Source organism: Variovorax sp. KK3, from assembly GCF_001984055.1.
Classification (GTDB): domain Bacteria; phylum Pseudomonadota; class Gammaproteobacteria; order Burkholderiales; family Burkholderiaceae_C; genus Variovorax.
In genome coordinates, this window is the sequence record NZ_LYVO01000088.1 from 1 (window position 1) to 26595 (window position 26595).

General features: G+C 67.2%; 28 protein-coding genes and 2 pseudogenes. 16 read left to right on the top strand and 14 right to left on the bottom strand.

What is annotated here, in order from left to right:
* Positions 1-241: 241 nt before the first annotated feature.
* Positions 242-658, top strand: a complete 417-nt coding sequence (locus B0W80_RS29075; protein ID WP_077002659.1) for a hypothetical protein — start codon at positions 242-244, stop codon at positions 656-658.
* A 17-nt stretch (positions 659-675) separates the two neighbouring features.
* Here the strand turns inward: B0W80_RS29075 and B0W80_RS29080 are convergent, their stop codons facing one another.
* Both B0W80_RS29080 and B0W80_RS29085 read right to left on the bottom strand, forming a co-directional pair.
* On the bottom strand, positions 676-996 hold the full coding sequence (locus tag B0W80_RS29080) for a DNA-binding protein (protein WP_077002636.1): 321 nt from the start codon (positions 994-996) through the stop codon (positions 676-678).
* A 5-nt stretch (positions 997-1001) separates the two neighbouring features.
* On the bottom strand, positions 1002-1337 hold the full coding sequence (locus B0W80_RS29085; RefSeq protein WP_077002637.1) for a type II toxin-antitoxin system RelE/ParE family toxin: 336 nt from the start codon (positions 1335-1337) through the stop codon (positions 1002-1004).
* Positions 1338-1461: 124 nt separating this feature from the next.
* Between B0W80_RS29085 and B0W80_RS29090 the strand changes: the two genes are divergently transcribed.
* Together B0W80_RS29090 and B0W80_RS29095 are read left to right on the top strand one after the other, a co-directional pair.
* Positions 1462-2187, top strand: a complete 726-nt coding sequence (locus B0W80_RS29090; RefSeq protein ID WP_077002638.1) for a hypothetical protein — start codon at positions 1462-1464, stop codon at positions 2185-2187.
* 22 nt (positions 2188-2209) lie between these two features.
* A complete protein-coding gene (locus tag B0W80_RS29095) occupies positions 2210-2926 on the top strand; it encodes a Crp/Fnr family transcriptional regulator (protein WP_077002660.1) in 717 nt (238 codons plus the stop codon).
* A gap of 22 nt (positions 2927-2948) precedes the next feature.
* Here B0W80_RS29095 and B0W80_RS29100 read toward each other — a convergent pair whose 3' ends face one another.
* The 6 genes from B0W80_RS29100 to B0W80_RS29125 all read right to left on the bottom strand — a co-directional run bounded on the left by B0W80_RS29100 (position 2949) and on the right by B0W80_RS29125 (position 9253).
* Positions 2949-5111, bottom strand: a complete 2163-nt coding sequence (locus B0W80_RS29100) for a glycogen debranching N-terminal domain-containing protein (protein ID WP_077002639.1) — start codon at positions 5109-5111, stop codon at positions 2949-2951.
* On the bottom strand, positions 5108-6166 hold the full coding sequence (locus B0W80_RS29105; protein ID WP_077002640.1) for a glycosyltransferase family 4 protein: 1059 nt from the start codon (positions 6164-6166) through the stop codon (positions 5108-5110). Before B0W80_RS29105 ends, B0W80_RS29100 begins: the two co-directional genes overlap by 4 nt.
* A gap of 276 nt (positions 6167-6442) precedes the next feature.
* Positions 6443-7057 (bottom strand): glutathione S-transferase N-terminal domain-containing protein, encoded by a 615-nt coding sequence (locus tag B0W80_RS29110; protein ID WP_077002641.1) that lies wholly within the window; start codon positions 7055-7057, stop codon positions 6443-6445.
* A gap of 32 nt (positions 7058-7089) precedes the next feature.
* Positions 7090-7506 (bottom strand): ester cyclase, encoded by a 417-nt coding sequence (locus B0W80_RS29115; protein WP_077002642.1) that lies wholly within the window; start codon positions 7504-7506, stop codon positions 7090-7092.
* Between the two features lie 22 nt (positions 7507-7528).
* Positions 7529-8464: a glutathione S-transferase family protein gene (locus tag B0W80_RS29120; RefSeq protein WP_218668963.1), complete on the bottom strand. Its 936-nt coding sequence runs from the start codon at positions 8462-8464 to the stop codon at positions 7529-7531.
* 18 nt (positions 8465-8482) lie between these two features.
* The gene (locus B0W80_RS29125) at positions 8483-9253 is read right to left on the bottom strand and encodes an SDR family NAD(P)-dependent oxidoreductase (protein WP_077002643.1); all 771 of its coding nucleotides are present in this window, start codon (positions 9251-9253) and stop codon (positions 8483-8485) included.
* A 284-nt stretch (positions 9254-9537) separates the two neighbouring features.
* Between B0W80_RS29125 and B0W80_RS29130 the strand changes: the two genes are divergently transcribed.
* The 5 genes from B0W80_RS29130 to gloA all read left to right on the top strand — a co-directional run bounded on the left by B0W80_RS29130 (position 9538) and on the right by gloA (position 13189).
* The gene (locus B0W80_RS29130; protein ID WP_077002644.1) at positions 9538-9873 is read left to right on the top strand and encodes a c-type cytochrome; all 336 of its coding nucleotides are present in this window, start codon (positions 9538-9540) and stop codon (positions 9871-9873) included.
* A gap of 134 nt (positions 9874-10007) precedes the next feature.
* Positions 10008-10634 (top strand): tat (twin-arginine translocation) pathway signal sequence, encoded by a 627-nt coding sequence (locus tag B0W80_RS29135; protein WP_077002645.1) that lies wholly within the window; start codon positions 10008-10010, stop codon positions 10632-10634.
* A gap of 54 nt (positions 10635-10688) precedes the next feature.
* Positions 10689-12257 (top strand): GMC family oxidoreductase, encoded by a 1569-nt coding sequence (locus B0W80_RS29140; RefSeq protein ID WP_077002646.1) that lies wholly within the window; start codon positions 10689-10691, stop codon positions 12255-12257.
* 39 nt (positions 12258-12296) lie between these two features.
* Positions 12297-12638, top strand: a complete 342-nt coding sequence (locus B0W80_RS29145; protein ID WP_077002647.1) for a ribbon-helix-helix domain-containing protein — start codon at positions 12297-12299, stop codon at positions 12636-12638.
* The gene (gene gloA, locus B0W80_RS29150) at positions 12635-13189 is read left to right on the top strand and encodes a lactoylglutathione lyase (protein WP_077002648.1); all 555 of its coding nucleotides are present in this window, start codon (positions 12635-12637) and stop codon (positions 13187-13189) included. Before B0W80_RS29145 ends, gloA begins: the two co-directional genes overlap by 4 nt.
* A gap of 76 nt (positions 13190-13265) precedes the next feature.
* On the opposite strand, the gene B0W80_RS29155 is transcribed toward gloA, so the two are convergent.
* A complete protein-coding gene (locus B0W80_RS29155; RefSeq protein WP_077002649.1) occupies positions 13266-14081 on the bottom strand; it encodes an IclR family transcriptional regulator in 816 nt (271 codons plus the stop codon).
* Positions 14062-14697: a flavin reductase family protein gene (locus tag B0W80_RS29160; RefSeq protein WP_077002650.1), complete on the bottom strand. Its 636-nt coding sequence runs from the start codon at positions 14695-14697 to the stop codon at positions 14062-14064. The genes B0W80_RS29155 and B0W80_RS29160 overlap by 20 nt, the downstream gene beginning before the upstream one ends.
* A 267-nt stretch (positions 14698-14964) precedes the next feature.
* Here B0W80_RS29160 and B0W80_RS29165 point away from each other — a divergent pair, with 267 nt between their 5' ends.
* Genes B0W80_RS29165 through B0W80_RS29190 form a run of 6 tightly spaced genes read left to right on the top strand, consistent with a single transcriptional unit; the run spans position 14965 to position 19738 of the window.
* Positions 14965-15876, top strand: coding sequence for a tripartite tricarboxylate transporter substrate binding protein (locus B0W80_RS29165; RefSeq protein WP_077002662.1), 912 nt, complete (start codon positions 14965-14967; stop codon positions 15874-15876).
* On the top strand, positions 15873-16295 hold the full coding sequence (locus B0W80_RS29170; RefSeq protein ID WP_077002651.1) for a RidA family protein: 423 nt from the start codon (positions 15873-15875) through the stop codon (positions 16293-16295). The genes B0W80_RS29165 and B0W80_RS29170 overlap by 4 nt, the downstream gene beginning before the upstream one ends.
* A gap of 35 nt (positions 16296-16330) precedes the next feature.
* Positions 16331-17218, top strand: coding sequence for an amidohydrolase (locus B0W80_RS29175; protein WP_077002652.1), 888 nt, complete (start codon positions 16331-16333; stop codon positions 17216-17218).
* A complete protein-coding gene (locus tag B0W80_RS29180; protein ID WP_077002653.1) occupies positions 17215-18102 on the top strand; it encodes a fumarylacetoacetate hydrolase family protein in 888 nt (295 codons plus the stop codon). The genes B0W80_RS29175 and B0W80_RS29180 overlap by 4 nt, the downstream gene beginning before the upstream one ends.
* Positions 18099-18911 (top strand): 2-oxo-hept-4-ene-1,7-dioate hydratase, encoded by an 813-nt coding sequence (gene hpaH, locus B0W80_RS29185; protein WP_077002654.1) that lies wholly within the window; start codon positions 18099-18101, stop codon positions 18909-18911. The genes B0W80_RS29180 and hpaH overlap by 4 nt, the downstream gene beginning before the upstream one ends.
* Before the next feature lie 5 nt (positions 18912-18916).
* Positions 18917-19738 carry an aldolase/citrate lyase family protein gene (locus B0W80_RS29190; RefSeq protein WP_179107047.1) on the top strand — a complete coding sequence of 274 codons (822 nt, stop codon included), beginning with the start codon at positions 18917-18919 and terminating at the stop codon, positions 19736-19738.
* Between the two features lie 21 nt (positions 19739-19759).
* Here the strand turns inward: B0W80_RS29190 and B0W80_RS29195 are convergent, their stop codons facing one another.
* The 4 genes and pseudogenes from B0W80_RS29195 to B0W80_RS29205 all read right to left on the bottom strand — a co-directional run bounded on the left by B0W80_RS29195 (position 19760) and on the right by B0W80_RS29205 (position 24742).
* Complete coding sequence (locus B0W80_RS29195) at positions 19760-20911, bottom strand: alpha-hydroxy acid oxidase (RefSeq protein WP_077002655.1); 1152 nt, start codon at positions 20909-20911, stop codon at positions 19760-19762.
* A 34-nt stretch (positions 20912-20945) separates the two neighbouring features.
* Positions 20946-22184, bottom strand: coding sequence for a diaminopropionate ammonia-lyase (locus tag B0W80_RS36540; RefSeq protein WP_373039223.1), 1239 nt, complete (start codon positions 22182-22184; stop codon positions 20946-20948).
* Between the two features lie 21 nt (positions 22185-22205).
* Positions 22206-23684, bottom strand: a pseudogene (locus B0W80_RS36545) (M81 family metallopeptidase); the annotation flags it as partial.
* A gap of 35 nt (positions 23685-23719) precedes the next feature.
* Entirely contained in the window at positions 23720-24742 is a 1023-nt protein-coding gene (locus B0W80_RS29205; protein ID WP_077002657.1) for a tripartite tricarboxylate transporter substrate binding protein, read from the bottom strand.
* A 35-nt stretch (positions 24743-24777) separates the two neighbouring features.
* Between B0W80_RS29205 and B0W80_RS29210 the strand changes: the two genes are divergently transcribed.
* Positions 24778-25830 carry a LysR family transcriptional regulator gene (locus B0W80_RS29210; protein ID WP_218668964.1) on the top strand — a complete coding sequence of 351 codons (1053 nt, stop codon included), beginning with the start codon at positions 24778-24780 and terminating at the stop codon, positions 25828-25830.
* A 61-nt stretch (positions 25831-25891) separates the two neighbouring features.
* Positions 25892-26546, top strand: a pseudogene (locus B0W80_RS29215) (class I SAM-dependent methyltransferase).
* The last annotated feature ends 49 nt before the right edge of the window (positions 26547-26595 follow it).

Genomic DNA, 26595 nt, shown 5'->3' on the forward strand with positions numbered 1-26595 from the left:
CATTCGCCGGCCTGGGTGGGGGAGGATGAAGGGGTCGAGCAGGCCATCAGCAATGCGATGGTCGCGCTGGCGGCAAGCGTCTTGCCGATGGGCCGGTGGGTGGTCATGGCGGCTCCTGTGCTTGTTGTGAGGCGGCCATCGATCATGGCGCAAGGCGGCCGTGCGCATCAAGCCTGCCGGTGTTTCGCTTCGGCATTTTCCGCAGCACAATGCCGGGCCTGACGCACCCCACCGCATCGCCATGCTGCTCACCGTCGCGCCCTTCGCCACCATCGTCATCCTGCTGGTGTGGATGGGCTTCTTCATGTTCGGCTCGCTGCCGCTGATGATCCTCAAGCACGACACGCCGCTCGACGCGCGCTTCATCCGAGGGCTGTTCGACGTGTATTACAAGGCGGTGATCGTGACGGCCGGCGTCGGAGCGCTGGCCCACGCGGCGGTCGGGCGATCCGTCCTGAGCCTCGGCATGGCCGCCATCGCGGCCATCGCCTTCTTCAGCCGGCGCAGCATCCTCGGCCGCATGGATGAACTGCGCGAAGTGATGACCGGCGACGACGCGGCGCGCATTCGGCAGTTTCGGCAGCTGCACGTGCTGGGGATGGTGCTCAATGTGGGGCAGTTGGCGCTGGTTTGCGTGGGGTTGGTCAAGGCGCTTTGAGCCCGCGTCGAGAGGGATTACTGCGCCCGCGCGGTAACCCGTAGCGTCAGCCCGGCATGGTGCTGAAGGCAGCTGAGGACGGCGAACAGATTGCGCGCTTGCGGGTTGCCCGTCGGCCCGAACATGCGTATCAAGCTCTTCGGCGATGCGCCGGTCTCCGCACCGAGCTGCTCGAATCCCATCGTGGCCTTGATGTAGTCACGAAGGATGGCTTTGCCAGTATCGACGTCGCCTGCCAGCATCGTCTCGACGCCTTCCTTGAGAAGCGCGTCGCGGAATTTCGGGTCGGCCTGAACGCGTGCCAGGATCGTCTCTTTGAAATCTCGGGTCAGTGCCATGGGTGTCACCTCGAAAATCGCTTTCGCCGCTTGTAGTCTGCCCAGCGAGCCTGCGCGGCGTCGATGTCTCGCTGCTGCCGCTTCTTGGTGCCACCCGCCAGCAAGATCACCAGCGTATCGCCATCACGGCCAAAATAGATGCGGTATCCGGGGCCGAAGTCCAATCGGTACTCCACGACACCTTCTCCTACGCCTTTGACATTGCAGAAGTTTCCTTGCTCCAAGCGTGTCAGGACCACGGTCACTTTGGCCGCAGCAATCGCGTCGAGCCCAACGAACCAGTCCGCAAAGGGGCTGCTCCCATCCTCCTCCACATACTCGCAAACGTCCTGAACTTTCATTGGTCACATATATGTTACCAGTCATCAGGTCTCCTACACAAACTTGCGGAAGCGACCGGCGGCTTCCTGGGAAGCAATGGCCCAAGTTGCAACGCATCGACGTTCAATCAAACGAGGTCATCCGATGTCCAAACTCAACGAAGAATGGAAAGTCGAGAAGCACGGCCCGATCGATAAGCTGGCCGATGGGCTGTACACCGTGGCGGGCGAGATCGACATGCCGCTCGGCCACTTTCCGCGCCGCATGACCATCGTCGCCTTGCAAGGTGGCGGGCTGGCCGTGTGGAGTGCGATCCCGCTGCACGAGCCTGAAATGGAGCAGCTGGAATCGATGGGGCCGGTGCAGTTCCTCATCGTGCCGGGCGTGGGTCACCGCCTCGACATCAAGCCGTGGAAACAGCGCTACCCGGCTGCCAAGGTGGTATGCCCGCCGGGCGCGCGCGAGGCAGTGGAGCAAGCGGTCGAGGTCGACGCGACCACGGATGTCCTGGGTGACCCGACGGTCGCATTCATGGCCGTGCCGGGCGTGGAAGAGAAGGAAGCGGCACTCGTGATCCGGCGGGCGGACGGCACCACGCTGGTGGTCAACGACATCATCGCCAACGTGCGGCATCCCGATGGGCTCGGCGCGAAGGTGATGGCGCGACTCATGGGCTTCGGCGTGAAGGAGCCGCAGATGCCGTGGGTGGGCGAGAAGATGTTCGTGAAGGACCACGCCGCGGTTGCGGCCGCTCTGCGCACATGGGCGGCGGAGCCCGGACTGGCTCGCATCGTCGTGAGCCATGGGGATGTGATCACCGATCAGCCGCACGAGGTGCTGGAAAAGATAGCGGCCGACGTCGCCGAATGAACTGCGCGCCGTGCCACGCAAGATCGACTCTCAACCCGATCCGAAACAAAATCGTCTGCTCGGCGCGCTGCCCGACGACGAATGGCAGCGCTGGGTTCCGCAACTCGAAGCTGTCGAGATGCCGTTGGGCGAGGTGCTGTACGAGTCGGGCAGCACGCTGAGCCACGTCTACTTTCCGACCACGGCCATCGTGTCGCTGCTGTACGCGATGGAAAACGGTGCATCTGCGGAGATTGCCGTGGTCGGCAACGAAGGCATCGTCGGCATCTCCTTGTTCATGGGCGGGGAGTCCACCACCAGCCGCGCTGTCGTTCAAAGCGCAGGCCAGAGCTTCCGGCTCAAGGCGCAGGTGATCAAGGACGAATTCAAGCGGGCACCGGTTCTTCACCTGATGTTGCGGTACACCCAGGCCCTGATCACGCAGATGGCGCAAACGGCCGTGTGCAACCGCCATCACTCGGTCGACCAGCAGTTGTGCCGCTGGCTCCTGCTCAGCCTCGACCGCCTGCCGGGCAACGAGCTCGTGGCGACGCAGGAGATGATCGCCAACATGCTCGGCGTACGCCGGGAAGGCGTCACTGAAAGCGCGCTGAAGCTTCAGCGCGCGGGCTTGATCAGTTATGCGCGCGGTCGGATTTCGGTGCTGGATCGCCCGGCCTTGGAGCGCAGAAGCTGCGAGTGCTATGCAGTCGTGAAGAAGGAGTACGACCGCCTGCTCCCGAACACGATCGCCGTCTAGATCGCGCGGCCCGACGGGTCGATCACAGCCGCAGGTCGATCTGCAGCGCCTCTGCTCCCGAATGCCGCGACACCGCCGCCTGGACACTGCCGCCCCTGCGCGACAGGCTGATGTCCACCGCGCCCTGGGGCAAGCGAAGGTCGCGCAGCACGAGCGACTCGATCTCGGTGGGCAGCACGGGTCGCTCGACCACGATCCGCCCATGCATGGCGTCGATGTCGATGCCCAGGCAGCCCTGCAACAGCATGAACACCGAGCCCGCAGCCCATGCCTGCGGCAGGCACGCCACCGGATACGAAACCGGCGCCTCGCTGCTCATCCTTTCGAAGCCGCAGAACAGCTCCGGCAGGCGCATGCCCACCCGGCTGGCGCATTCGAACATCTCGCTCGTCAGGCGCGCGGTGCTGTTGCGCTCGCCATAGCGCGCCATGCCGGCCGCGCACAGTGCCACGTCGTGCGGCCAGACCGATCCGTTGTGGTACGACATGGGGTTGAAGCGAATGGCCTTGGACGACAGCGTGCGCAAGCCCCAGCCCGAATCCAGGCCAGACGCGAGAAGTTGGCGTGCCACGGCCCGGCCGCGCTCGGCGCCTGGCAGCCCCATGTACAGCAAGTGCCCCGTGTTGGAGGCATAAACACGGCACGGTTCACCCCCGCCGTCGAGCGCCAATGCGTAGAACTGCATGTCTTCTTGCCAGAAGCGTGACTCGACGCGGCCCCGCCATGCCTCGGCCGCATCGGCGTACGGTGCCGCCACCACGTCGTGCCCCAACCACGCCGCCATCTCGGCCATGCCCCGCAGCGCGGCGACGGCATAACCTTGCACTTCGACCAAGGCGATCGGGCCCTCGGGCGTGCGTCCATCCTCGTGGAATATGGAGTCGTGGCTGTCCTTCCAGCCCTGGTTGGCCAGGCCCGACGCCTGCGCTCGCGCGTACGACAGAAACCCGCCGTGCCGTTTCGCATTACCCTGAATCCAGGCGGTCGCGGCCACGAGCGAGGGCCACAGGTCTGTGATGAAGGCAACGTCTGCGGTGCGCCTCGCATAAGCCGCCGCCAGCGTGACGAACAACGGCGTCGTGTCCACGCCGCCGTAATAGCGTCCGAAGGGCAGTTCACCGAGCGCCGTCATTTCACCCTTGCGCTGCTCGTGCATGATCTTGCCGGGCTCGGCGTCGCGAAAAGCCGATGTCTCCCGAGCCTGCTGGCTGGCCAGGTACGCGAGCACGCCTCGCGCCAGCGATGGCTTGAGCCACAGCGTCTGCAGCGCCGTGATGATGGCGTCACGACCGAACGGGGTCGAGAACCATGGAATGCCAGCGTAGGGATAAGGCCCGGTCGGCAGCGCGGTCGTCAGCAGGGCAAGGTCGGCTTCCGACCGGTCCACCCAGGCCTGGAACTGTCGAGCGGAAGTCCGTACGCGCGCGCCTGTGCGCTGACGCGTACGCATGCTGCGCCGTGCGGCGGCGCTCGCGGCCCGAAACTGCGCGCGCGTCGGCGACACAGCGGACGGCCCGATGTCCACGTACAACACCATGTCTTCGCGGCCGTTCAGAACCAGGTCGAAGCGGCATTGCTTCTCGTCGATCGCGTCGGGCGCCGTCGAGAACGCCAGGCGGGTGCGGCGCTCGACGCCGTCGAGTCCACGGTAGCTCAGTTCGACGCCCTTGCCTTGTATCTTGGCCGGCAAGAACTCGCCGCGGCGCGAACGGCGCTCACCGCGCACCTCGAAGGTGTCGCTGAAATCGGCACCGTAGACCACGGTGAGCTGCAGCCGGGTGGCCGCCAAGCTGTAGTTCTTCAACGTGATGCTCTCGCGCAGCAGCCCGTCCCACAGAAGACGCCGCCGCTCGATATGCACCACGCCCTGCGGCAATGATTCATCGCCCAGCGGAGGCAAGGGTCGGTTGGTGGCGTGCGCGGTAAAGAACACGTTGTCGCGACTGACCGAGCTGGACAGCAGGGTCGGCCGTTCGCCACCGAGCAACAGGTGAAAGCACGACAGCAAACGCGTGTCTTCCATGAAAAAGCCATCGCCCGAACCCGCGATGTCGCCGTAGGTGTCGGCCACCACGAAGCTGTCGCCGTCCTTGAGCACGTAGAGGTGGTCGGGCGTGCGCGGCACCGACGCGTTCGACGCTTCGCTTTGGGGGTTCGGCACGTCCTGCGGATGGGGCGAACTCATGCCACCTCGACGTCGTGCAGCCGGCGGTTGCCGGCGAGCTGCCAGTACAGGCGGGCGTAGCGCGTGGCCATCGCCTGCGCCGTAAAGCGCTCGTCGAAAACTCGGCGCACCCGCGTGCGCGACAACTCGCCGATGCCATGCACCGCCTTCACTGCCCCGGCGATGTCGTCGACGATGAGGCCCGACACGCCGTGCTCCACCACCTCGGGCACCGACCCGCAACGCCACGCGATGACAGGCGTGCCGCAGGCCATGGCCTCGATCATCACCAGGCCGAAAGGCTCGGGCCAGTCGATCGGAAACAGCAGGGCGCGTGCGCCGCCCAGGAAGGCGCTTTTCTCGGCATCGCCGATCTCCCCGATGAACTCGATCAGCGGATGGTCGAGCAGCGGCCGGATGCACTCGTCGAAATAGGCGCGATCTGCGGCATCGACCTTGGCCGCGATCTTCAGCGGCACACCCGCCGCCTTCGCGATTTCGATTGCACGATCAGGCCGCTTCTCGGGTGAGATGCGACCCAGGAAGGCGAGGTATCCGCCTTGCGCCCTGGGACTGAGCTGGTAGTGGTCGGGCAGCATGCCGTGCTGGACCGTGGCATACCAATTCGCGTCCGGCAATGGCGCGCGCTGGTTGCTCGAAATGGAGACCAAGGGGTACGAATGCCAGCGCGCATAGGCGCCACGCAGGTCGTCGATGTCGAGCCGGCCGTGGAGCGTGGTGAGCGTGCGTTCCGGCATGTCCTCGAAGAAGGGAAAGTGGATCAGGTCGACGTGGAAGTGAATGATGTCGAACGCGTCGGCACGCTGCCGCACCTCGTGCATCATGGTCAGGTGGCTGGCGAGGTCCGAGTTCAGACGCCCGCTGTCCAGGCGAAGCGGCCTGGCGCGAGTGGCGACCAGCGTGGCCTTGGTCTGCGTCTCGCCGGCGGCGAACAGCGTGACCTCGTGGCCCTGATCGACCAGCGCGTCGGTGAGATGGGCCACGACGCGCTCCGTGCCGCCATACATCTTGGGCGGCACCGATTCGTACAGCGGGGCGACTTGAGCGATCTTCATGCGTTCGCTCCGGTGCAGTCGGCAAGGGTGATGAGGGTGGCGCGGGTCGGGCGGGGCACGACCTGCAAGAGGCTCCACCGGGGCAGAGCGGGCAGACGGGGGTTCATCGGGGTCCAGTTCAAGGTGGCGCGGCCGCTTCTTCCGGACCGCGATATCCGCTCCACAATGCGGCCTGCCCGCGCGCCTGTCTGTGCGCCACCGTACGGTGGACCACCTTTTCATCGCAGGCGCGCTTATCAGCGCGTCACGCGGCCCGGCAGGCGCCGGGCCGATGGCCTAGCGAGGCGAAGTCTTCTCGAACGACGGCCGCTTGCGCAGGCGCTGCGACAGCGCATCGAGCGCGGGCAGCGCCGGCATCCATGGCGCATCGGTGAAGCGAAAGCGCAGGTAGTCGATCGCGACCACTGCGCAGATGGCGTCCAGCATGGGTACGGTGCCATCGGTGCCCAGCGGAACGCGCCCGGCAATGTCTTCCAGCCGCCCCATGCCTTCCGCCATCGTTCGGCGCCGCCGCAACCCCACCGGCGTGTCGTCGAACAAGACCGGTGCGGTCGACTTGCGCGTGATGATGGTGTGGACCGCTGCGTCGATCACGCCGAGCGCCATGCCCGCGCGCGAAAGCGTCGCCGTCGCGTCGTCGCCGAGCAGGCTCGGGTAGTCGGGCGGCGGGCGCTCCCGCTCGAGCCACATCACGATCAGCAGGCTTTCGGGCAATGGCGTTCCGTCGTCGGTGATCAGGGTCGGCACGCGCGCGGCGGCGTTGGCTTCGCGCAGGCGGGGGTCGTCGGCCCAGGGGTCGACGATGGTCGGCTCGACGTCCAGCCCTTTTTCGATGAGCGCCACGCGCGCGATGCGCACGAAGGGCGACGTGGTGTTGGCGAGCAGTTGCATGCGGGCGTCCGGTGGCTGGCGATCGACGGCTCTCAGGCGGGCAGGGCGCCGAGCTGCTTGAGCATGCCCAGGTTGTCGAGCAATGCCCAGTGCTCGATCAGCACCCCGTCGCGGATCTGGAACAGGTCGAGCACCGAGACCTCGATGCGCTTGCCGGTGGCGGCCATGTCGCCGAAGGCGCCCGTGTGCGTGGCATGGATGGTCAGCCGCACGAGGACTTTCTCGCCTTCGGCGACGAAGTCCTGCAGCGGCAACTGCATGTCGGGAAAAGCCGGCATCAGTGCATCGTGCAACTGGGCCACGCCGTCGGGCCCGCGTACCTCGAAGGGCAGGCCCGGGTCGTGTCGCACGAAGTCGGGTGCGATGTGGCGCTTCATCCATTCTTTGTCGCCGGCCAGGAAAGCCGTGAAGTAGTCGCGGCACAGTTGCTTGTTGGCTTCGAGGGACATGGGGTGCTCTCTTTCTTGACGATCACGCGGCCACGACGTCGAAGCCCAGGCGCGGAAAGTGGATGTGCAGTTCGCCGGCCTGCGGATCGCGGCGCCGGATGACGATCTCGTTGTCGCTGGCCGCCACCAGCGTGCCGCCGACCGGCACGCGCGCGTTGTCGTCGGGCGTGACGGTGACGGGGCTGCCCGCGCGCAGGCCGCCCGGGTCGCCGTCGGGCTGCAGGTGCGCGACCTCGGCCGGCGTCGCGTCGCGCGCGGCGGCGAAGGCATCTTCTGCGCTCATCGGCTCGGGGCGTCCGTGGCCGATGGCCGCGATGCGATCGAACCACGGCACCAGCTCGGCATGCCCCGCCAGCGCATCGACTTCCACCGGGCAGTTCTTGCGCAGCAGGCAGATGGTCTGGTAGCAGGTCAGGTCGAGCGCGCTCGGCTTGTCGCCGAAGATGAAATGGCGCCCATCCGCCAGCGCGCTCTTGAGCCATCCATACTGCGCGGCCACGCGCTGGCGGTGCAGGTGCAGCTCGGGCGCCATCGCGGCCTTGCTGATGTCGATGCCCAAGTAACCTTCCTTGCGGTCCTTGATGAACTCGGCCGGAAACTGGTCGCCGATGAAGTGCGACAGGATGCCGATCGACGGAATCCACATCGTGCGGTCCCACGCGAACGACAGGCCCCGCGCCACGCCTTCGCAGCCCGCCGGGTAGAAGGTCGGCGACGGATGCAACCGCTCGAGCGCGGGAAGGATGATGTTCGTGTCGCAGTAGATATCGGCGCCGACCTGCAGCACCGGCGCACGCCGGTAGCCGCCGGTCAGTGGCGCCAGCAACGGACGAGGCGGCGCGGCCGGAATGTCCACCGAGCGCCAGGCCAAGCCCTTGAGGCCGAGCGCCACGCGCACCTTCTCGGAAAAAGTGGACAGGCCGTAGTGGTGAAGAATGATCTCGGGCATGGGTTGCATGGCGTGCTGCTCCTCGGCTCAATACATGATGTGGCCGCCATCGACCACGATGGTCTGGCCCGACACGAAGCCCGCCAGGTCGGACAGCATGTACAGCGCCGTGCCGACCAGGTCGTCGGGCTTCTGCTCGCGCGACAGCGCGCGCGCTTTCAGAAAGCTCTGCTGCCATTCGACGGGACGGTTCTTCGTGGCGTCCGTGATGACGAAGCCCGGCGCGATCACGTTGACGCGCACGCCGTGCTTGCCCACTTCCTTGGCCAAACCCTTGGTCATCGCGAGCACAGCGCCCTTGCTCGCCACGTAGTGCAGGTAGCCGGGCTGCCCGGCCACGGCCACCACCGAGGCGATGTTGACGATGCTGCCGCTGCCCTGCTCGCGCATCGCGGGCATCACGGCCCTGCAGCATTGCCACACGCCCTTGACGTTGACGTCGAAGATGCGGTCCCACACGGCGGAGTCGATCTCTTCGAAATCGGTGAGCTTGACCTCGCGGAAGTAGGCCGCGTTGTTGACCAGTCCGTCGATGCGGCCGAAGCGCTGCACGGTGGCGTCGGCCATGGCACGCACCGACTGTTCGTCCGACACGTCGACCCGCACCGCGAGCGCCTGGCCGCCGGCTTTCTCGATCAGCGCGATGGTCTCGTCGGCCGCGTTCATGTCGGCCGCAACGACGTTCGCGCCTTGGGCCGCACAGCCCAGTGCGAAGGCCTGGCCGATACCGGTGGCGGCGCCGGTGACGATGACCGTGCGACCTGTCAACAGGTCGTGGGATGGGGTGGTGCCGCTCATGCTTGCGCCTCGTCGAGTTTCGTTCGCGTCTCGTTGAGTGCGTCGCAGGGAGCGAACGGTTTCCGCTGCGGCACGGGTGCGAATGCTATGGATGAGCGCGCGGAGCTTGAATCTGATTTTCGGCAAACCGGGCTTCGCCAGATGCGAAATCTCGACGACCCACGAAGGCTGCCGGCACCATGGCGGCCTCGCGCGTCCGGCCGCCGCGTAGGTAGCGCGCTAGCACCTGCCGGCGCGTCGGCAGCCGAATAATCGCTTCGCCCGAACCCCACGAAAGAGACAACATGAACATCGGAAACCGCCGCGCCCGTGCGCGCATCGCGTCATGGGCGCTCGCCACCCTTCTCGCCGCCAGCACCCCCGCCTTTTCCCAGCAAGCACTGGCAGCCAAGCACAACTGCCTGGCCTGCCACGCCGTGGCGACCAAGCTCGTCGGCCCTTCGTACAAGGACGTCGCCGCCAAATACAGCGGCAACGCAGACGCCGTCGCCTCGCTCGTCAAGAGCATCCGCAACGGCGGCAGCGGGCGCTGGGGCGACATCCCGATGCCGCCCCAGCCGCAGGTGCCGGAGGCGGACGCGAAGAAGCTGGCCGAGTGGATCCTCGGCGGCGCGAAGTGACGCCGCGGCCAAGGGCTTTCCCTTGTAGGTAGCCAGCTAAAACCCGGTGCGCCACAGCAGGAGCACCATCGCATCGCAAGAGGGCCGGCATCGAGCCCTCCGCACGATGGGCACGATGAAACAGGAGACACAACATGCGCGTGATTCCGATCGCCGCGTCGACGCTCGCCGACGCCGGCTCATGCAATGAAAACGAAGGGGATGGCCACGTTCCCAAGCTCGACCTGCCGCTCGCCCGCCGCGAGTTCCTCAAGGGCACCGGCATCCTCATGGGCACCATCGCCAGCGGATCGATACTCGCCGCGCTCGCACCGTCGCGCGCCTGGGCGCTCGAGCTGCAGCAGTTCAGTGAAAGCGAAGGCCGCACGCTGATGGCCATGGGCCGGACGCTGTACCCCCACAAGAAATTGCCGGACGCCGTCTACGCGCTCCTGGTCAAGGACCTCGAAGGCAAAGCCGACGGGCTGCCCGGCTTGCGCACCGGCATCGCCGGGCTCGACCAGGCCACGGGCGGCAGCTTCGTGAGCGCGACGCCGGCCAAGCGGCTGGTGGCCGTGAAAGCCATCGAGGGCACGCCCTTCTTCAACACGGTTCGCGGCCAGTGCGTGACCTCGCTCTACAACAACGACATGGCCTTCGCCGTGTTCGGCTATCCCGGGTCGGCGTGGGAAAAGGGTGGCTACATCACCCGCGGCTTTCAAGACCTGAAGTGGCTGCCGGCACCGCCGCGCGCCGCGAGCCCGCCGCCTTTCCTGGGTTGACTCCACCCGCCAGCCAGCCACGTCCCAGACCAAAGCAAGCAGGAGACAGACATCATGGCGAAGTTCGAAACCGGCGACGACTCGGTCGTCGTCATCATCGGCTCGGGTGCCGGCGGCGGCACACTGGCCAACGAGTTGTGCCAGAAGGGCATCAAGGTCGTCGTGCTCGAAGCGGGCGCCACCCAGTCCAGCGCGACCTTCATCAACGACGAATGGAAGTCCTTCGGCCAGCTGGCCTGGCTCGACAACCGCACCACCTCGGGCAACTGGCGCGTGGCCAAGGACTTTCCCAACCTGCCCGCATGGACGTGCAAGACGGTCGGCGGCACCACCACGCACTGGGCCGGCGCGTCGCTGCGTCTCGAAGACCACGAGTTCAAGACGCGCAGCGTCTACGGCGAGATCAAGGGCGCCAACCTGATGGACTGGCCCGTGACCTTGAAGGAACTCGAACCCTACTACGCCCGCGCCGAAGACAAGATGGGCGTGACGCGCACCAACGGCATCCCGGGCCTGCCGGGCAACAACAACTTCAAGGTGATGTACGCCGGCGCGACCAAGCTCGGCTACAAGGAAGTTCACACCGGCAACATGGCCATCAACAGCCAGCCGCGCGATGGCCGCGGCCGCTGCATGCAGCTGGGCTTCTGCTTCCAGGGCTGCAAGAGCGGCGCGAAGTGGAGCACGCTCTACACCGAGCTGCCCAAGGCCGACAAGACCGGCAACCTCGACCTGCGCCCCGAAAGCCACGTCACGCGCATCGAGCACAACGACAGCGGCAAGGTGACCGGCGTCGTCTACTTCGACAAGGACGGCAAGGAACAGCGCCAGAAAGCGCGCATCGTCTGCGTGGCCGGCAACTCGATCGAAACGCCGCGCCTGCTGCTGCTGTCGGCATCGAACATGTTCAAGGACGGGCTGGCCAACAGCTCGGGCCAGGTCGGGCGCAACTACATGCGGCACCTGACCGCGTCGGTCTACGCCGTGTTCAAGCAGCCGGTGAACATGTACCGCGGCACCACCATGGCCGGCATCATCCGCGACGAGGCCAAGCCCAACACCAAGCGCGGCTTCGTCGGCGGCTACGAGATGGAGACGCTGGCGCTCGGCGTGCCTTTCATGGCCGCCTTCCTGAACCCGGGCGGCTGGGGCGCCGAGTTCGCGGACTACATGGACAACTACGCCAACACGGCCGGCATGTGGATCGTCGGCGAAGACATGCCGCGCGAGAGCAACCGCGTCACGCTCAGTACCACGCTGAAGGACAAGTGGGGCAGCCCCATTCCCAACGTGCACTACGACGACCACGAGAACGACATCGCGATGCGCGAGCATGCGTTCCGGCAAGGCCAGCGCGTGTATGCCGCGGCCGGTGCCGTGAAGTCGTTCCGCACCCCGCCGTACCCGAGCACGCACAACCTCGGCACCTGCCGCATGGGCGCCGACGCGAAGACCAGCGTCTGCAACGCCTACGGCCAGACGCACGACATCTCGAACCTGTTCATCAGCGACGGCAGCCAGTTCACCACCGGCGGCGCGGAGAACCCCACGCTGACGATCGTGACCCTGGCCATCCGGCAGGCGGAGTACATTGCCAACGCGATGAACGCCCGCTCGGTTTAGCCACGGAGCCGCGGTGCGAACCAACCGAAGGAGACAGGCATGTGTGAATTCTTCGTCAAGGCCGATCCCATCCAATACGAGCAGCGCTCGCGCACCGTCCGCATCCACGGCATGCTGACCAGCCTGCGGCTGGAGAACATGATGTGGGACACCCTGGCCGAAATGGCAGAGGAAGAAGGCCGCACCACCAACGCGCTGATCGCGCTGTTCCACGACGAGATCCTGGCGCACCGCGGCGAGGTGCCCAACTTCGCGTCGTTCCTGCGCGTGACCTGCATACGCTACCTGCGACGCCGGCTCATCGCCGCCGAACAGGAGCCTCGCAACACCAGCGCGGCACCCGTGCTGGCGGCGGTCCGCCCTTCGGCGGTGGCGCGATGAGCTTCGACACCGAAAGCCACCCGGGCGTCTGCGCCCAGCCCAGCGCCGACTCGCGGGGCTTCGTGCTCAACCACAGCATGCTGCGCGTGAAGGACCCGGCGGTGTCGCTCGACTTCTACACCCGCGTGTTCGGCATGCGCGTGCTGCGCAAGCTGGACTTTCCGGAGATGAAGTTCTCGCTGTATTTCCTGCACCGGCCGGTCGACGGGAATGCGCCGCCGGAGGACGAAGGCGAGCGCACGGCCTGGACCTTCGCCCAGCACGGCATCCTGGAACTCACGCACAACTGGGGCACCGAGAACGATGCCGAGTTCAAGTACCACGACGGCAATGCGCAGCCGCAAGGCTTCGGGCACATCTGCTTTTCGGTGCCTGATCTCGATGCGGCCGTGCGCTGGTTCGACGGCAACGAGATTCCATATGTGAAGCGGCCCGAGCAGGGAAAGATGAAAGACGTCGCTTTCATCAAGGATCCGGATGGGTACTGGATCGAGATCGTCGAGCCGGGGCGGCTCAAAAATTTGGGGCGGGGTGGTGGGACCACGCGGTAGACAGACACTGTAGACACTGGCCAAGCACCGTCACATCGACCTGAAGGTTTCGCGCCAGCCTGACCAGTTCCTACCCCTACCGCGCCTTGCTCAGCTGACTGCGTCGCGCGAGCTCTGCGGCCTGCGCACCGATCATCGCGGCGCGCTCCCGCATGTGCGCCACCACCACCGGCACGCGATCGTCGGGCAGGCGTTCGGTGATCGTGGCGATGGCCAGGCCGGCGACGGTGCGGCCGTCGGCCACGCACACCGGCACGGCGACTGCGCGCGAGCCCTGGACGACGCCGACGGGTGCATACGCGTAGCCCTGTTCGCGCGTCTGCAAAGCACGTTGCAGCAGGTCGGCGGGGTCGATGTTCTGCGCCCGCAGCTTGCGCGCGTTGCGGCGCACGACGTCCTCCATCTCGTCGACGGGCATGGCGGCGAGCAACACCAGGCCGCTCACGCCCACGCCCAAGGGCCGACGCGCGCCGATCTCGATCGACAGCACTTTCACCGGAAAGCTGCCGGGGCGGCGATCGATGCAGACCGAGTCGGCGCCGTTGCGAATGGTCAGGAAGGCCGTGTCGCCGAGGATCTCGCTCAGGTGGCGCAGGTGCGGCTCGGCAATGGCGCGTATGGGGAATCGGGTGGAACGCGCCAGGCCCAGGAGCGAGACTTCGCCACCCACCAGATAGCGACGCGTCGCAGGGTCTTGCTCGACCGCGCCTTCTTCGACCAGCACGCGAAGAATGCGATGAACCGTCGGGCGATTCAGCCCCGTGTGGCTGACGACGTCGGTGAGGCGCACGCCGCGCTCCTGTCCGGTGGCGAGCACCCGCAGCACCGCGAGCGCGCGACGCACGCTCTGCGCGCCGGCCGTGGCCGCTTCGCTATCGGGCGACGCCGCCATCCATCACCGCCTTGGGCGTCTGCTGCATGCCGCGCAGCGTGACGATTTCGCCCAGCCTGGCGTAGTTCGGCCCGCCGATGCGGCAGACGGGATCGAGCGCGCGGGTGTCGACCTTGCCGTCTTGCACGAGGCCGTCGCGCAGGTGGAAGGCCGTGACTTCGCCGACGACGAACTCCGCACCGGTCTGCCCGAACGAGATGACGCGCTCGAGCTTGCACTCCATGCTCACCGGCGCGTCGGCGAGGCGCGGCACGCGCACCGTGCGGCAAGCCAGGGTGGGCAGGCCGAGCAATTCGGCCTCGCTCACGTCGGGCGCGTGCTCGGCGCTGCTTTCGTGGATGGCGACCATCTGCGAGGCGTCGCCGATGTTCACCACGAACTCGCCCAGGGCATGAATGTTCGCGCCCGTGTCCTTGTGCTTGCCGGCCTTGCGGCCGATGTTCACGCCCAGCAGGGGCGGCTTGTTCGACACGAAGGTGAAGCAGGAAAAGGGCGCGAGGTTGACCACCCCCGCTTCCGAAACAGTGGTGATCCACGCGATCGGGCGGGGAACGACGATGCCGCTCATCAGGCGGTAGGTGGCTTCGGGCGACAGGTCGCCGGCGTCGAGAAACATGGGAAGACCTTCGGGGGTGGCTGAGCCTCGATTGTGTGGAACGCCTTCTCGGCCGGGTAAAGCCAACGGGCCAAAACGTCCATCATATGGAACAACCCGTAGATATTGCATTGCAGCATTCGTGGCGTGTTTCTTAGAGTGAATGCGTCGCCGATCAAACCGCAGCCAACCCGCGGTGCCGGTGCTCAAACAGGAGACTCTTAGTTGAAATTCGCATTCGCCACTTTCGCCGTCGCCGCCTGCGCGACCCTCGCCGCACTCCCCGCCATGGGGCAACAGGGCTGGCCCGACAAGCCCGTGAAGCTCCTGCTGCCCTACCCGCCCGGCGGCAATGTCGACGGCGCGGCGCGCATCGTCAGCGAGCAACTGCAGGCCATCTTCAAGCAGCCCTTCCTGGTCGACAACCGTCCTGGCGCGGGCGGCATGATCGCGGGCGAAGCGGTCGCCAAGGCGGCGCCCGACGGCTACACCTTCTTCATGGGCGCGAACGGCCCGATCCTGTTTTCGCCCACCATCTTCAAGCGCAACGCCTACGACTGGCGCAAGGATTTCACGCCGGTCAGTTCGGTGTCGTTCACGCCGCTGGTGCTGCAGGTGCATCCGTCCACGCCGTACAAGACGGTGGCCGACCTTCTGGCCGAAGGCAAGAAGCCGGGCAACCGTCTGACCATGGCCTCGCCCGGCGCCGGCACGCAGAACCATCTGGTGAGCGAATACCTTCAGCGCGAGAGCGGCGCGCACTGGACCACGGCGCACTACAAGGGCAACGCGCCGGCCACCACCGACCTGCTGGGCGGCCAGGTGCAGTTCAACTTCGACCAGATCTCCGTCGCGGGGCCTTTCATCAAGGAGGGCCGCACACGCGCGCTGGCCGTGACCTCGCCCAAGCGACTGCCGCAGTTGCCCGACGTGCCGACGCTGCAGGAAGCCGGCTTCAAGGACTTCAGCACCGAGACCTTCACCGGCATCCTCGCGCCCCATGGCACGCCGCCGGAGATCGTGGCCAAGCTGTCCGAAGCGCTGCAGAAGATCCTGGCCGACAAGGCCGTGCAGGCCAAGTTCCAGGTGCTCGGCTCGGACGCGCGCGGCAGCACGCCCGAGCAGTTCACGCAGTTCCTGGCCAAGGAAGACGCGCGCTGGATGCCCGTCATCAAGCAATCCAACATTTCCGCCGAATGAGCCACGCCACGCCACCGCTGTCGCGCTCGGCACCCGCCGCACGCACCAGCGTGTATGTCGAAGGGTTCAGCCACAAGAACCCGATTCCGGCCGGCTGCCGCATCGGGCCGCTGCTCGAAAGCGGCAGCATCCAGGGCAACGACCCGGCCACCGGCAAGCCCGCGGAGACCATCGAGGCGCAGTGCCGCTTCATGCTCGACAACGTGCGCCGCATCGTCGAGGCGGCGGGCGGCGGTACGCAGGACATCGTGAAGCTCACCGTCTGGATGAAAGACCGCAGCCAGCGCCCTGCCCTCAACGAGCCGTGGCTGGCGATGTTCCCCGATGCCGCCTCGCGGCCCGCACGCCACGCGATCGTCGCGCCCGATCTCGACATGGGGAAGCTCGTCGAGTGCAGCTTCACCGCCTGGATCGCCTGACCTCACAGCGCGTGCCGAAAGCCACGCGACAACCCATGCCCGACTACCTCCCTTTCGACCCCCATCCGCGCGCGCCCGTGCCGCTGCCGCCGCCGCTGGCCTGCGACAGCCAATTCCACGTGTTCGGCCCGCGCGACCAGTACCCGGTACGGCCCAACGCGGCCTACGAGATGCCGACCGCGACCTGGCAGGTCGCGAAGAAGCTGCACGCGACGCTCGGCATCGAGCGCGGCGTCATCGTCCAGGCCACGACCTACGGTGCCGACCACACCGTGGTGCTCGATGCCCTCGAAGGTCTCAACGCGGGCGGCCCGCGCCGCTACATGGCCTGTGCCAACGCGGCGGTGCTCACCGAGCGCGACGATGCCTACCTGCAGAAGCTGCACGATGCGGGGGTGCGCGGTGCGCGCTTCACGCGCGGTGGCCTGGGCATCAGCCTGACGGCGGCCGAGCAGGACCGCGCCTTCGCACGCGTCAAGGAGCTGGGCTGGTACGTCAAGGTGCAGCCCGAGCCGAACGGCATCGCCGAACAGCTGGCCACCTTCGAATCGCTCGACGTGCCGGTGCTGCTCGACCACATGGGCCGCGCCGACCCCGCGCGCGGCGATGCCGACCCGAGCCTGGTGCGCATCCTCGGGCTGTTCGAGCGTGGCAACTTCTGGGTGATGCTGTCGCTCTCCGAAAAAATCTCCAAGGCCGGTGCGCCGTGGGACGACGTGGTGCCGCTCGCGCAACGCCTGATCGACGCCGCGCCCGAACGCTGCGTGTGGGGCAGTGACTGGCCGCATCCCGTGTCGGTGAAGCAGCCGCCCAACGAAGGCGCGCTGATGGAACTGCTCTACCGCTTCACACCCGACGCCGCGACGCGGCAGAAGGTGCTCGTCGACAACCCTGCCCGCTTTTTCGGATTCGAGACCGCATGAAACTCATCAGCTACATCCACGGCGAGGCCTCGCACTGGGGCTGCGTCATCGGCGACGACGTCGTCGACCTGGGCCGCCGCCTGCCGGCCCATGCCAGCGTGGCTGCGTTGCTGGAGGGCGGCGACGCCGCTCTGGCCCAGGCACGCGAGGCGGCCGAGGGTGCGAAGCCCGATCACGCGCTGGCCGACGTGCGCATCGAGTTGCCGATCGCACGGCCGCGGCGCATCTTCTGCATCGGTGTGAACTACGCGCACCGCAATGCCGAATACAAGGACGGCAGCGACCTGCCCAAGTACCCCAGCATCTTCATGCGCGTGGCCGAGTCCTTCGTGGGGCACGGCCAGCCGCTTCAGCAGCCGCTGGAATCGAAGCAGCTCGACTACGAAGGCGAGATCGCGATCGTCATCGGACGGCGCGCCCGCCGCGTGAAAGGCGACGAGGCACTGGCTTGCATCGCCGGCCTCACCTGCATGAACGAAGGCACGATTCGCGACTGGGTGCATCACGCCAAGTTCAACGTGACGCAGGGCAAGAACTGGAACGCGTCCGGCGCCATCGGCCCCTGGATCGTCACCGCCGACGAGTTTCCGGACGGCTATGGCGCGATTCGCGTGCAGACGCGCGTCAACGGCGAGCCGCGGCAGGACGACACCACCGCCAACCTGATGTTCGACTTCGCCTACCTGGTCGGCTACCTGTCGACCTTCACCACGCTGGAGCCGGGCGACATCATTGCCACGGGCACGCCCATCGGCGCCGGCATCCGATTCGATCCGCCGAAGTTCCTGCAGCCTGGCGACGTGGTCGAGGTCGAGGTGAGCGGCGTGGGCGTGCTGCGCAATGTCGTGAAGGCCGAAAAGCTTGGCGACGAGGTCGGCGCATGACGCTCGACCAGAACACCCTGGCCCGCGCCGCCGAGCGGCTCGAGGAGGCCGAACGCACGCGCGTGGCCTGCCGGCAGTTTTCGCTCGACTATCCCGACATGACGATCGAGGACGCGTATGCGATCCAGCACGCCTGGATGCAGCTCAAGCTGCGCAACGGCCGCACCGTCAAGGGCCACAAGATCGGCCTCACGTCGAAAGCCATGCAGCGCGCGGTGAACATCGCCGAGCCCGACTACGGCATGCTGCTCGACGACATGTTCCATCGCGACGGCGCGGTCATTCCGTCGGCCAGCTTCATCCAGCTCAAGATCGAAGCCGAGCTGGCCTTCGTGCTGGCCAAGCCGCTTGCGGGGCCCGACTGCACGCTGTTCGACGTGCTCGACGCCACGGCCTACGTGACGCCCGCGCTCGAGATCCTGGACGCGCGCATCCAGCGCATCGACCCCGAGACCGGGCGCACGCGCAACGTGTTCGACACCATCTCGGACAACGCCGCCAACGCGGCACTGGTGCTGGGCGGCCGCCCGTTCAAGCCGGCGGTGATCGATGCCGACATGCGGCGCATCGGCGCCATCGTGAGCCGCAACGGCGAGGTCGAGGAAACCGGCCTCGCCGCCGGCGTGCTCAATCACCCGGGCTACGGCGTCGCGTGGCTGGCCAACCGGCTGCACCGCTTCGGCGTCGCGCTGCAGCCGGGACAGGTCATCCTCGCGGGCTCGTTCATCCGGCCGATCGAGGTGGCGAAGGGCGACACGGTGGTCGCCGACTACGGCGAGTTCGGCACCGTGTCGTGCCACTTCGGTTGATCGACATGCCAGTGCCAGCCAACCTCTTCAAGCGTGCGCTCGCGGCCAAGGTGCCGCAGATCGGCCTGTGGTCGACGCTGCCCGATCCCTACGTCTCCGAGATCGTCGCCGGTGCCGGCTTCGACTGGGTTCTGCTCGACACCGAGCACACGCCCACCGACGTGCCGCGCATGCTGCAGCAACTGCGGGCGGTCACGGCGGCCGTGCCGGCCGAGACCACGCGCGGCACATCCGCGGTGGTGCGGCCCGACTGGAACGACGCGGTGCTCATCAAGCGCTACCTCGACATCGGCGCGCAGAGCCTGCTGCTGCCCTTCGTGCAGAACGCCGACGAAGCGAATGCGGCCGTGCTGGCCACGCGCTACGCGCCCCAGGGCATTCGAGGCATGGGCGGCTCGATGCGGGCGTCGAACTTCGGCCGCATTCGAGACTACGTCGGCAGCGCGCAAGACGAGCTCTGCGTGCTGGTGCAGGTGGAAACACGCGAAGCGCTGAACAACCTGGAGGCGATCGTCGACGTCGACGGCGTCGATGGCGTCTTCATCGGGCCGGCCGACCTGTCGGCCAGCCTCGGGCATCCGGGCGACCCGGGCCATCCCGAAGTGCGCGGCGCCATCGACGATGCGATCCGCCGCATCCGCGCGCGGGGCAAGGCGCCCGGCATCCTGATGCTCGACGAAGCGAGGGCGCGCGAGTGCCTGGCACTGGGCGCGCTCTTCGTGGCCGTGGCGATGGACCTCCAGGTGCTCGCGCGGGGCGTGGACGCGGCGGCGGCGCGCTTCGCCGCGCGGGGCGACGCGGCTGCGGTCGGCGCGATCGCCTACTAGCGCCACACGGCCCGGCCCCGGTCACCGTCGCAGCAGCACCTCAGGCCCCACGTCGTCGATGCGGGTGCGTCCGCAGAACGCCATGGTGAGGTCGAGCTCTTTCTCGATGATCTGAAGCGCCCGCGTCACGCCCTGCTGCCCGAAGGCACCCAGCCCATAAAGGAAGCTCCTGCCGATCAGCACGCCGCGCGCACCGAGCGCACGCGCCTTGAGCACGTCTTGCCCGCTGCGCACGCCGCCGTCCATCCAGACCTCGATGCGGCGGCCCACCGCCTCGGCGATGTCGCGCAACATGCTGATCGAGGAAGGCGCGCCGTCGAGCTGCCGCCCGCCATGGTTCGAGACGATCAGCGCATCGGCGCCGCTGTCGGCGGCCAGGCGCGCGTCTTCCACGTCGAGGATGCCTTTGAGGATCAGCGGGCCGCCCCAGCGATTCTTGATCCACTCCACATCGGCCCAGGAGAGCGTCGGGTCGAACTGATCGGCCGTCCAGGACGAGAGCGATGACATGTCGGTCACGCCGTCGACGTGCCCCGCGATGTTGCGCAGCGTGCGGCGCTCGGTGCCCAGCATGTTCCAGCACCAGCGCGGCTTGGTCGCCAGGTCGAGCAGGTTCTTGAGCGTCGGCTTCGGCGGTGCCGACAGGCCGTTCTTGATGTCCTTGTGGCGCTGGCCGATGATCTGCAGGTCGAGCGTCAACTGCAGCGCCGAGACGTTGGCTGCGCGGGCGCGTTCGATCAAGCGCTCGATGAACGCACGGTCCTTCATCACGTAGAGCTGAAACCAGAACGGGTGCCGGCCGGTGGCTTCTGCGATGTCTTCCAGCGAGCAGATGCTCATGGTCGACAGCGTGAACGGAATGCCGAAGGCCTTGGCCGCGCGTGCGCCGAGGATCTCGCCGTCGGCATGCTGCATGCCGGCCAGGCCGGTGGGCGCGATGGCGACCGGCATGGCCACGTCCTGCCCGATCATCGTCGTGCGCAGCGAGCGGCCTTCCATGTTCACGGCCACGCGCTGGCGCAACTCGATGTCCTGGAAGTCGCTTTCGTTGGCGCGGTAGGTGCCTTCGGTCCACGCGCCCGAGTCGGCGTAGTCGTAGAACATCCTGGGCACGCGCCGTCGGGCGATCACCCGCAGGTCTTCGATGCAGGTGATCCTGGAAAGGTCGCGCACGCGGTCTCCCGTTCTGAGCCGATCGCAGAGGCGATCAGGCGTGTTCGCGCGTCTGCGGCTTCTTGCGGGCCTGCTGCTGCGCGTTCTTCACGAACTCGCTGCAGAAGGCCGGCACGTCGTCGTCGTCCAGCGCGACGAGGCGGGCGTACAGCTCCGGGTCGGTCGCGCCTTCCGTGCCGATCAAGAGGACGACGCTCGATGCGTCGAGCTGAAGCGCCCGGCGCAAGGCCTCGTCGTCGGCCGTTGCCAGCAGGCCGGCCAGGCCGGCCGTTCCTGTTTCGCCGGCCACCACGGGTTCAGCGCGCTTCGCCAGCATCCGCACGCCGCGCACCGCGAGTTCTTCCGGCGCGGTCATGAACGCGAAGGCCTTGTCGTGCAGCACCTTCCAGGCCAGCTGCGACGGGTGGCCGCAGGCGAGGCCGGCCATGATGGTGGCCATGTCGCCTTCGAGGTTCACGATGTCGCCGCGCTGGGCGGAACGCAGCAGGCACGCCGCGCGCTCGGGCTCGACCACGATGGTTCTCGTCGCGGGGGACTTCGCGGCGAGGTAGGCACACACGGCCGCAGGCATGGCGCCGACGCCGCACTGCACGAAGACATGGGTGATCGGCTGCGGGGCCTGCGCCAGGATCTCGTCGAGCATCACCGTGTAGCCGAGCATCACGTCGGCCGGAATGTCGGTGTAGCCCGGATACGAAGTATCGGAGACGACCGTCCAGCCGTTCTTCTTCGCGTCCTCGTCGGCGCGGCGCACCGCGTCGTCGTAGACACCGTCGACGCGCACGACGGTGGCGCCCAGTGCTTCGAGCGCGCGCTGGCGCGGCAGGCTCACGTTGGCATGCACGTAGATGAAGCAGGGCAGGCCGAAGAGCTGGGCGGCCCAGGCGACCGAGCGCCCGTGGTTGCCGTCGGTGGCGCACGCGACCGTCAGGCCGCAATCGGCGCCGAGCTTCCCGGCCATGATGTCGTCGACGGGAATGTCCCGGCCCGTCGCCTCTCGCAAGTTCTTGGCGACCAGTCGCTGCACGGCATAGGAGCCGCCGAGCGCCTTGAAGCTGCCGAGGCCGAAGCGGCCGCCTTCGTCCTTGTAGAGCACGCTGCCGACGCCGGCGGCCCGCGCCACGTCGTCGAGCGACACCAGCGGCGTCGGCGCGTAGCCGGGCCAGGACGCGATGTCGCGCTGGACCATCGCCAGGTCGGCCGGCTCGAAGAAGGAGGCTGCGTGCGCGCCCTGCACGCGGTCGTTCAGGTGAAAGCTCTGTGGGTCGGTCATGGCTGGCTGTGTCGGGGCGATGAATGCGGCTGCGTTGGGCCCGGGTCGCATGCCGGGCGCGAGCCGGGTCCAGGGTAGCGCGGCGGGGTCTGCGATGAAAGGGCCGGGCGCGCGCGCGACGAGGATGCTTTCGGCGATGCCGGCGAAGTCGGCGCGGAAATGCACCGAGCTTTTGTTGACCAGGATCTTCATCGACTCGGGCTCGATGCCGACCGCGCGGTACATGTTGCGGTCGAGCATCTGCGCCTTGACCGAGCTGACGGCGATGCGCACGCCGCCGATCTTCAGGCAGGCCATCGGGCCCAGCTCGCACTGCTTGCCGTTCATCATGGCGCCGCCGAGGACGAAGCTGCCGTGCGACAACGCTTCGACTTCGAAGGCCGCGCAGAGCGGCTCGTCGCCGGGCACCTGCGGGCAGCCGCCGAGCTTCAGCTCGATGGTCTTGCCGACGCCTGCCTGGTGCGCTGCGGCAGCGGCTGCCGGATCGAAGATCAAGCCGATGGCGGCGTGCTGCGCATTCGCCGACAGCAGGGCGCGCAGCATGCCCGTCGTGTTCGAATCGCCGCCGGCGCCGGGGTTGTCCTGGGTGTCTGCGATGACGACGGGCCGCGTCGCGGTCGCCGCGGTCTCCATGGCCTGGCGCACCGCGTCGTCGGGCGACAGAAAGCGAACGGCCCACTGGTCTTCGGGTTGGCAGACACGATCGAGCAGCCGATCGACGGCCTGCTGCAGCACATCGGGGTCGAAGCCGTATCCCCAGACCACCGGCCCGCATTCTTCGAAGTCCGATGCCGGAAAGCCCGGCGCGAAGGACAGCGAGAGCACGCTGGGCTCCAGCTGTTCGAGCAGCGCATACACGCCTTGCGCGGGCGAAGACATCGTCGACATGCTGTTGATCGGAATCAGAAAGGGCACCCGGCCGACGGCCCGATGCGGCCGCTCGCCCGCCTGGCAGAGCGCGGCGAGGAACTCGGCGGCGCGCTGGCCCGTGGCCGCCATGTCGACGTGCGGGTAGGTCCGATAGGCGATGACGCCGTCCGCCAGGTCGAGCATGCGCCGGGTGACGTTGGCATGCGAATCGACCGTGACGACGATCTTCGTTTCCGTACCGACCACACGGCGCAGCCGCGACAGCAGCTCGCCTTCGCCATCGTCCACGTGCCGAGCCACCATCGCGCCATGAAGATCGAGGTAGATGGCGTCGAAGGCCAGCGTCTTCGCCGCATCGACGATCTCGCCGACGATGCGCTCGTAGGCGTCGACCGTGACGTGCGCCGAAGCGCCCGCGCCCGCCCAGATGACCGGCACGACGCGGTGCCCCATCGACCTGGCCGACCGCGTGAAGCCGCTGATCGGCAGGTTCACGTCGAGCAGGTTCAGCACCTCGGCACCGCGCGCGAGCCGCGGGTAGTCTTCGCCCGCGATGAAGTTGTCGTAGGCCGCGGGCGTGGGTGCGAAGGTGTTCGTCTCGTGCTGGAAGCCGGCGACGAGGATCTTCAAGCGTGCTTGCGGCTCGGACTGCGCCTGCTTTCGCGTCACTGCGGCACCAGGTTGATGGTCGTCGCCATCTTCTTGAACTTGGCGATCTCGTCGTTGTAGAACTTGGCCGATGCCGCCACCGATTGCGGCGCCATCGGTGCCGTACCCGACGACTCCAGCACCTTCACCATCTCAGGTGAGGCGATGGCCGGCTGGATGGCATCGAGCAGCACCTTCATGCGATCGGCCGGCACGCCGGTGCGAACCATCACGCTCGCCCAGATGGAGCTGACGAGCTCGTTCTTGCGGGGAATCTGGCTTTCGGTGATGGCCTGGACGCCCGCGAGGCCCGCGATGCGCTGCGTGTCCAGCACATTGATGGCCTTGATGCGGCCCGTGTCGATCAGCTGTGCCGACGCGCCCACGTTCGGCGCGATGGTCATGTCGATCTGCTGGCCGGCGAGGTCTGTCATCAACGGCGTCGCGCCCTTGTAGGGCACCTGCAGCAGCTTGGCGCCGCTGCTCTGCGCGAAGTACTCCGCGACGATGTGGTACATCGACCCGTAGCCGGGGTTGCCGAAGCTCAGCTGCTTGCCGCCGGGCTTCCTGCTGTCGGCCACGATCTCTTCGAGCGTGTTGAAGGGCAGGTCTTTCCGGGCCATCACGACCAGGGGAATGTTCGAGATCGGCGCGACCATCACCAGGTCTTCGGCCTTGAACTTCGCGGCCGTGAGCGCCAGCGGCGCGAGGATGGCTTCGTTGGGCGAGCCGATGATCAGCGTGTAGCCGTCCGCGGGCTTCTGCAGCAGCCTCTGCATCGCCAGCACACCACCGGCGCCCGGGAAGTTCTCGATGATGACCGGCTGGCCCAGCAGCTTGACCATGGTCGGCTGCAGCGCCCGCGCGATCACGTCGGCCGGACCGCCGGCCGGGAAGCACACGAGCATCGTGATCGGCTTCGACGGGAAGGCTTCTGCCGATGGCTGCTGCGCTTCGGCATGCGGCGAGGCCATCAGGCCCCCCAGCGAGAACACAGTGGCCAACATCAGGGAAAGCGCGCGGCGCTTGGGGATCGACATGGAAGAGACCTCGCTCGTGGGGGACGGAATGGTGAATGAAGAAGAAGCCGAAGCCACGATTGTTTGAACTACCATGCGTTCGAGCAACAGCAATTTGTCGCTCGCATCGTTGCTCGATGAGCAACGGGGCATCTGCGCAAACACCCTCCTCCTCCTCATCCTCCATGCGAGAGATCAACCACCGGCGCCTGAGGTACTTCCACGAAGTGCTGGTCCGCGGGACGATCCGCGGCGCGGCCGATGAATTGAACACGGCGCCATCGGTGATCGCACGGCAGATCGCGCTGCTCGAAGAAGAGCTGGGCTTCGCGCTCTTCGAGCGACAGCCCCGCGGCATGCTGCCGACCGAAGGCGCCAGGCATCTGCAGGACTACTGGAAGGCCTGCCAGGCGCAGCAGGAGTTGCTGGTCGAGCGGTTGAGCGCCGAGACCTCGATGGAGGCCGGCAGCGTGAGGATCGTCGCCAGCGAGGGCGTGGTCGAGAGCCTGCTGGCGCAGGTGCTCGGTCCCTTCTTCAACGCGCACCCGAAGGTGTCGATCGAGCTGGACGCGCTGCCGATGACGGAGCTTCTGGAATCGATCCTCGAAGACTCGGCGCACATCGCCATCGCATACAACCCGCCGGCCGAAGCGGCGCTGGACTTCGTCGCCAGCGCGCCCGCACCCGCCAAGCTGCTCGTGCGCGAAGGCCACCCGCTGACGCAGTTGCCGCAGCCGATCAGCCTGCGCGACATCACCGCGTTTCCGCTGGCGCTGATGCCGCCGATGTACGGGCTGGGACGGCTAGCGGAGTCGCTGGAGTATGCGGAGCAGGTCAAGTTCAAGCCCGCACTGCGCAGCAACTCGACGGCGGCTTGCAGGCAGTTCGTGCGGTCGACGAATGGCGTGACCTTCGTCGGCACCGGCGTCGCCGCGCCGTTCGGGGAGTTTCACGCGGGGCTGGTGGAACTCGATGTGGATCACGCGCTGTGCGGCAGTGCGCAGGCGAGGTTGATCGTGCGAAAGGGGAGGATGTTGCCGCCTGCGGCGGCGCGGGTGCTGACCGAAATCGAGCAAGGCTTTTCGATGTTCAATCGAGCGGCGCCCTGAGCTTCGCTCGACCCGGTTGCACCATCACCGACGCCCGCGCCGGATCGCATACCCTTGCGCCATGTCCACGTCCCCCCACGTGCCGGGCTCCGCCGGCTACGGCGACAACGCTGCCGCGCTGGCCGGCCAGTACGAGAGCATCAGCTTCGAGGACGTCCACCGGGACGTTCTGCACCTCTACCCTGCCCCGCCCGCCGACGTGCTGGACGTGGGCGCCGGCTCTGGCCGCGACGCTGCCGCGCTGGCGCGCCGGGGCCATCGCGTCGTCGCGGTAGAGCCGACTGCCGAGCTTCGCCGCGAAGGCCAGCGCCTACATGGCGACTTGGCGATCGAGTGGGTGGACGACCATCTGCCGGCGATGCAGGTGCTTCGCCGGGCCGGGCGCCGGTTCGACCTGATTCTTCTGACCGCGGTATGGATGCACCTGGACCCGACGGAGCAAACGGAGGCCATGGCGGCGATCGCGGCGCTGCTGGCAGACGGCGGGCTTGTGTTCATGTCCTTGCGGCACGGGCCGGTGCCGAACGGCCGAAGGATTCGACGTATCAGCGGAGGCAACGGCTCGTCTCGGCGCGCAGCATGGGCTCGTGTGCGAGCACCAGGCTGAGCGCGAGGACATGCTCAGTCGAGAGGGGGTGAGATGGAGCTTTCTCGTGATGCGGCGGGAGAGGCCCGACGCGAAGGCCGGCGGCGCTGGCCGCCTCCACCTTCGGTAATGTCAGAGCACCGGCAGCGATCGTTGAGCCCCCTCACTCATCCTCATCC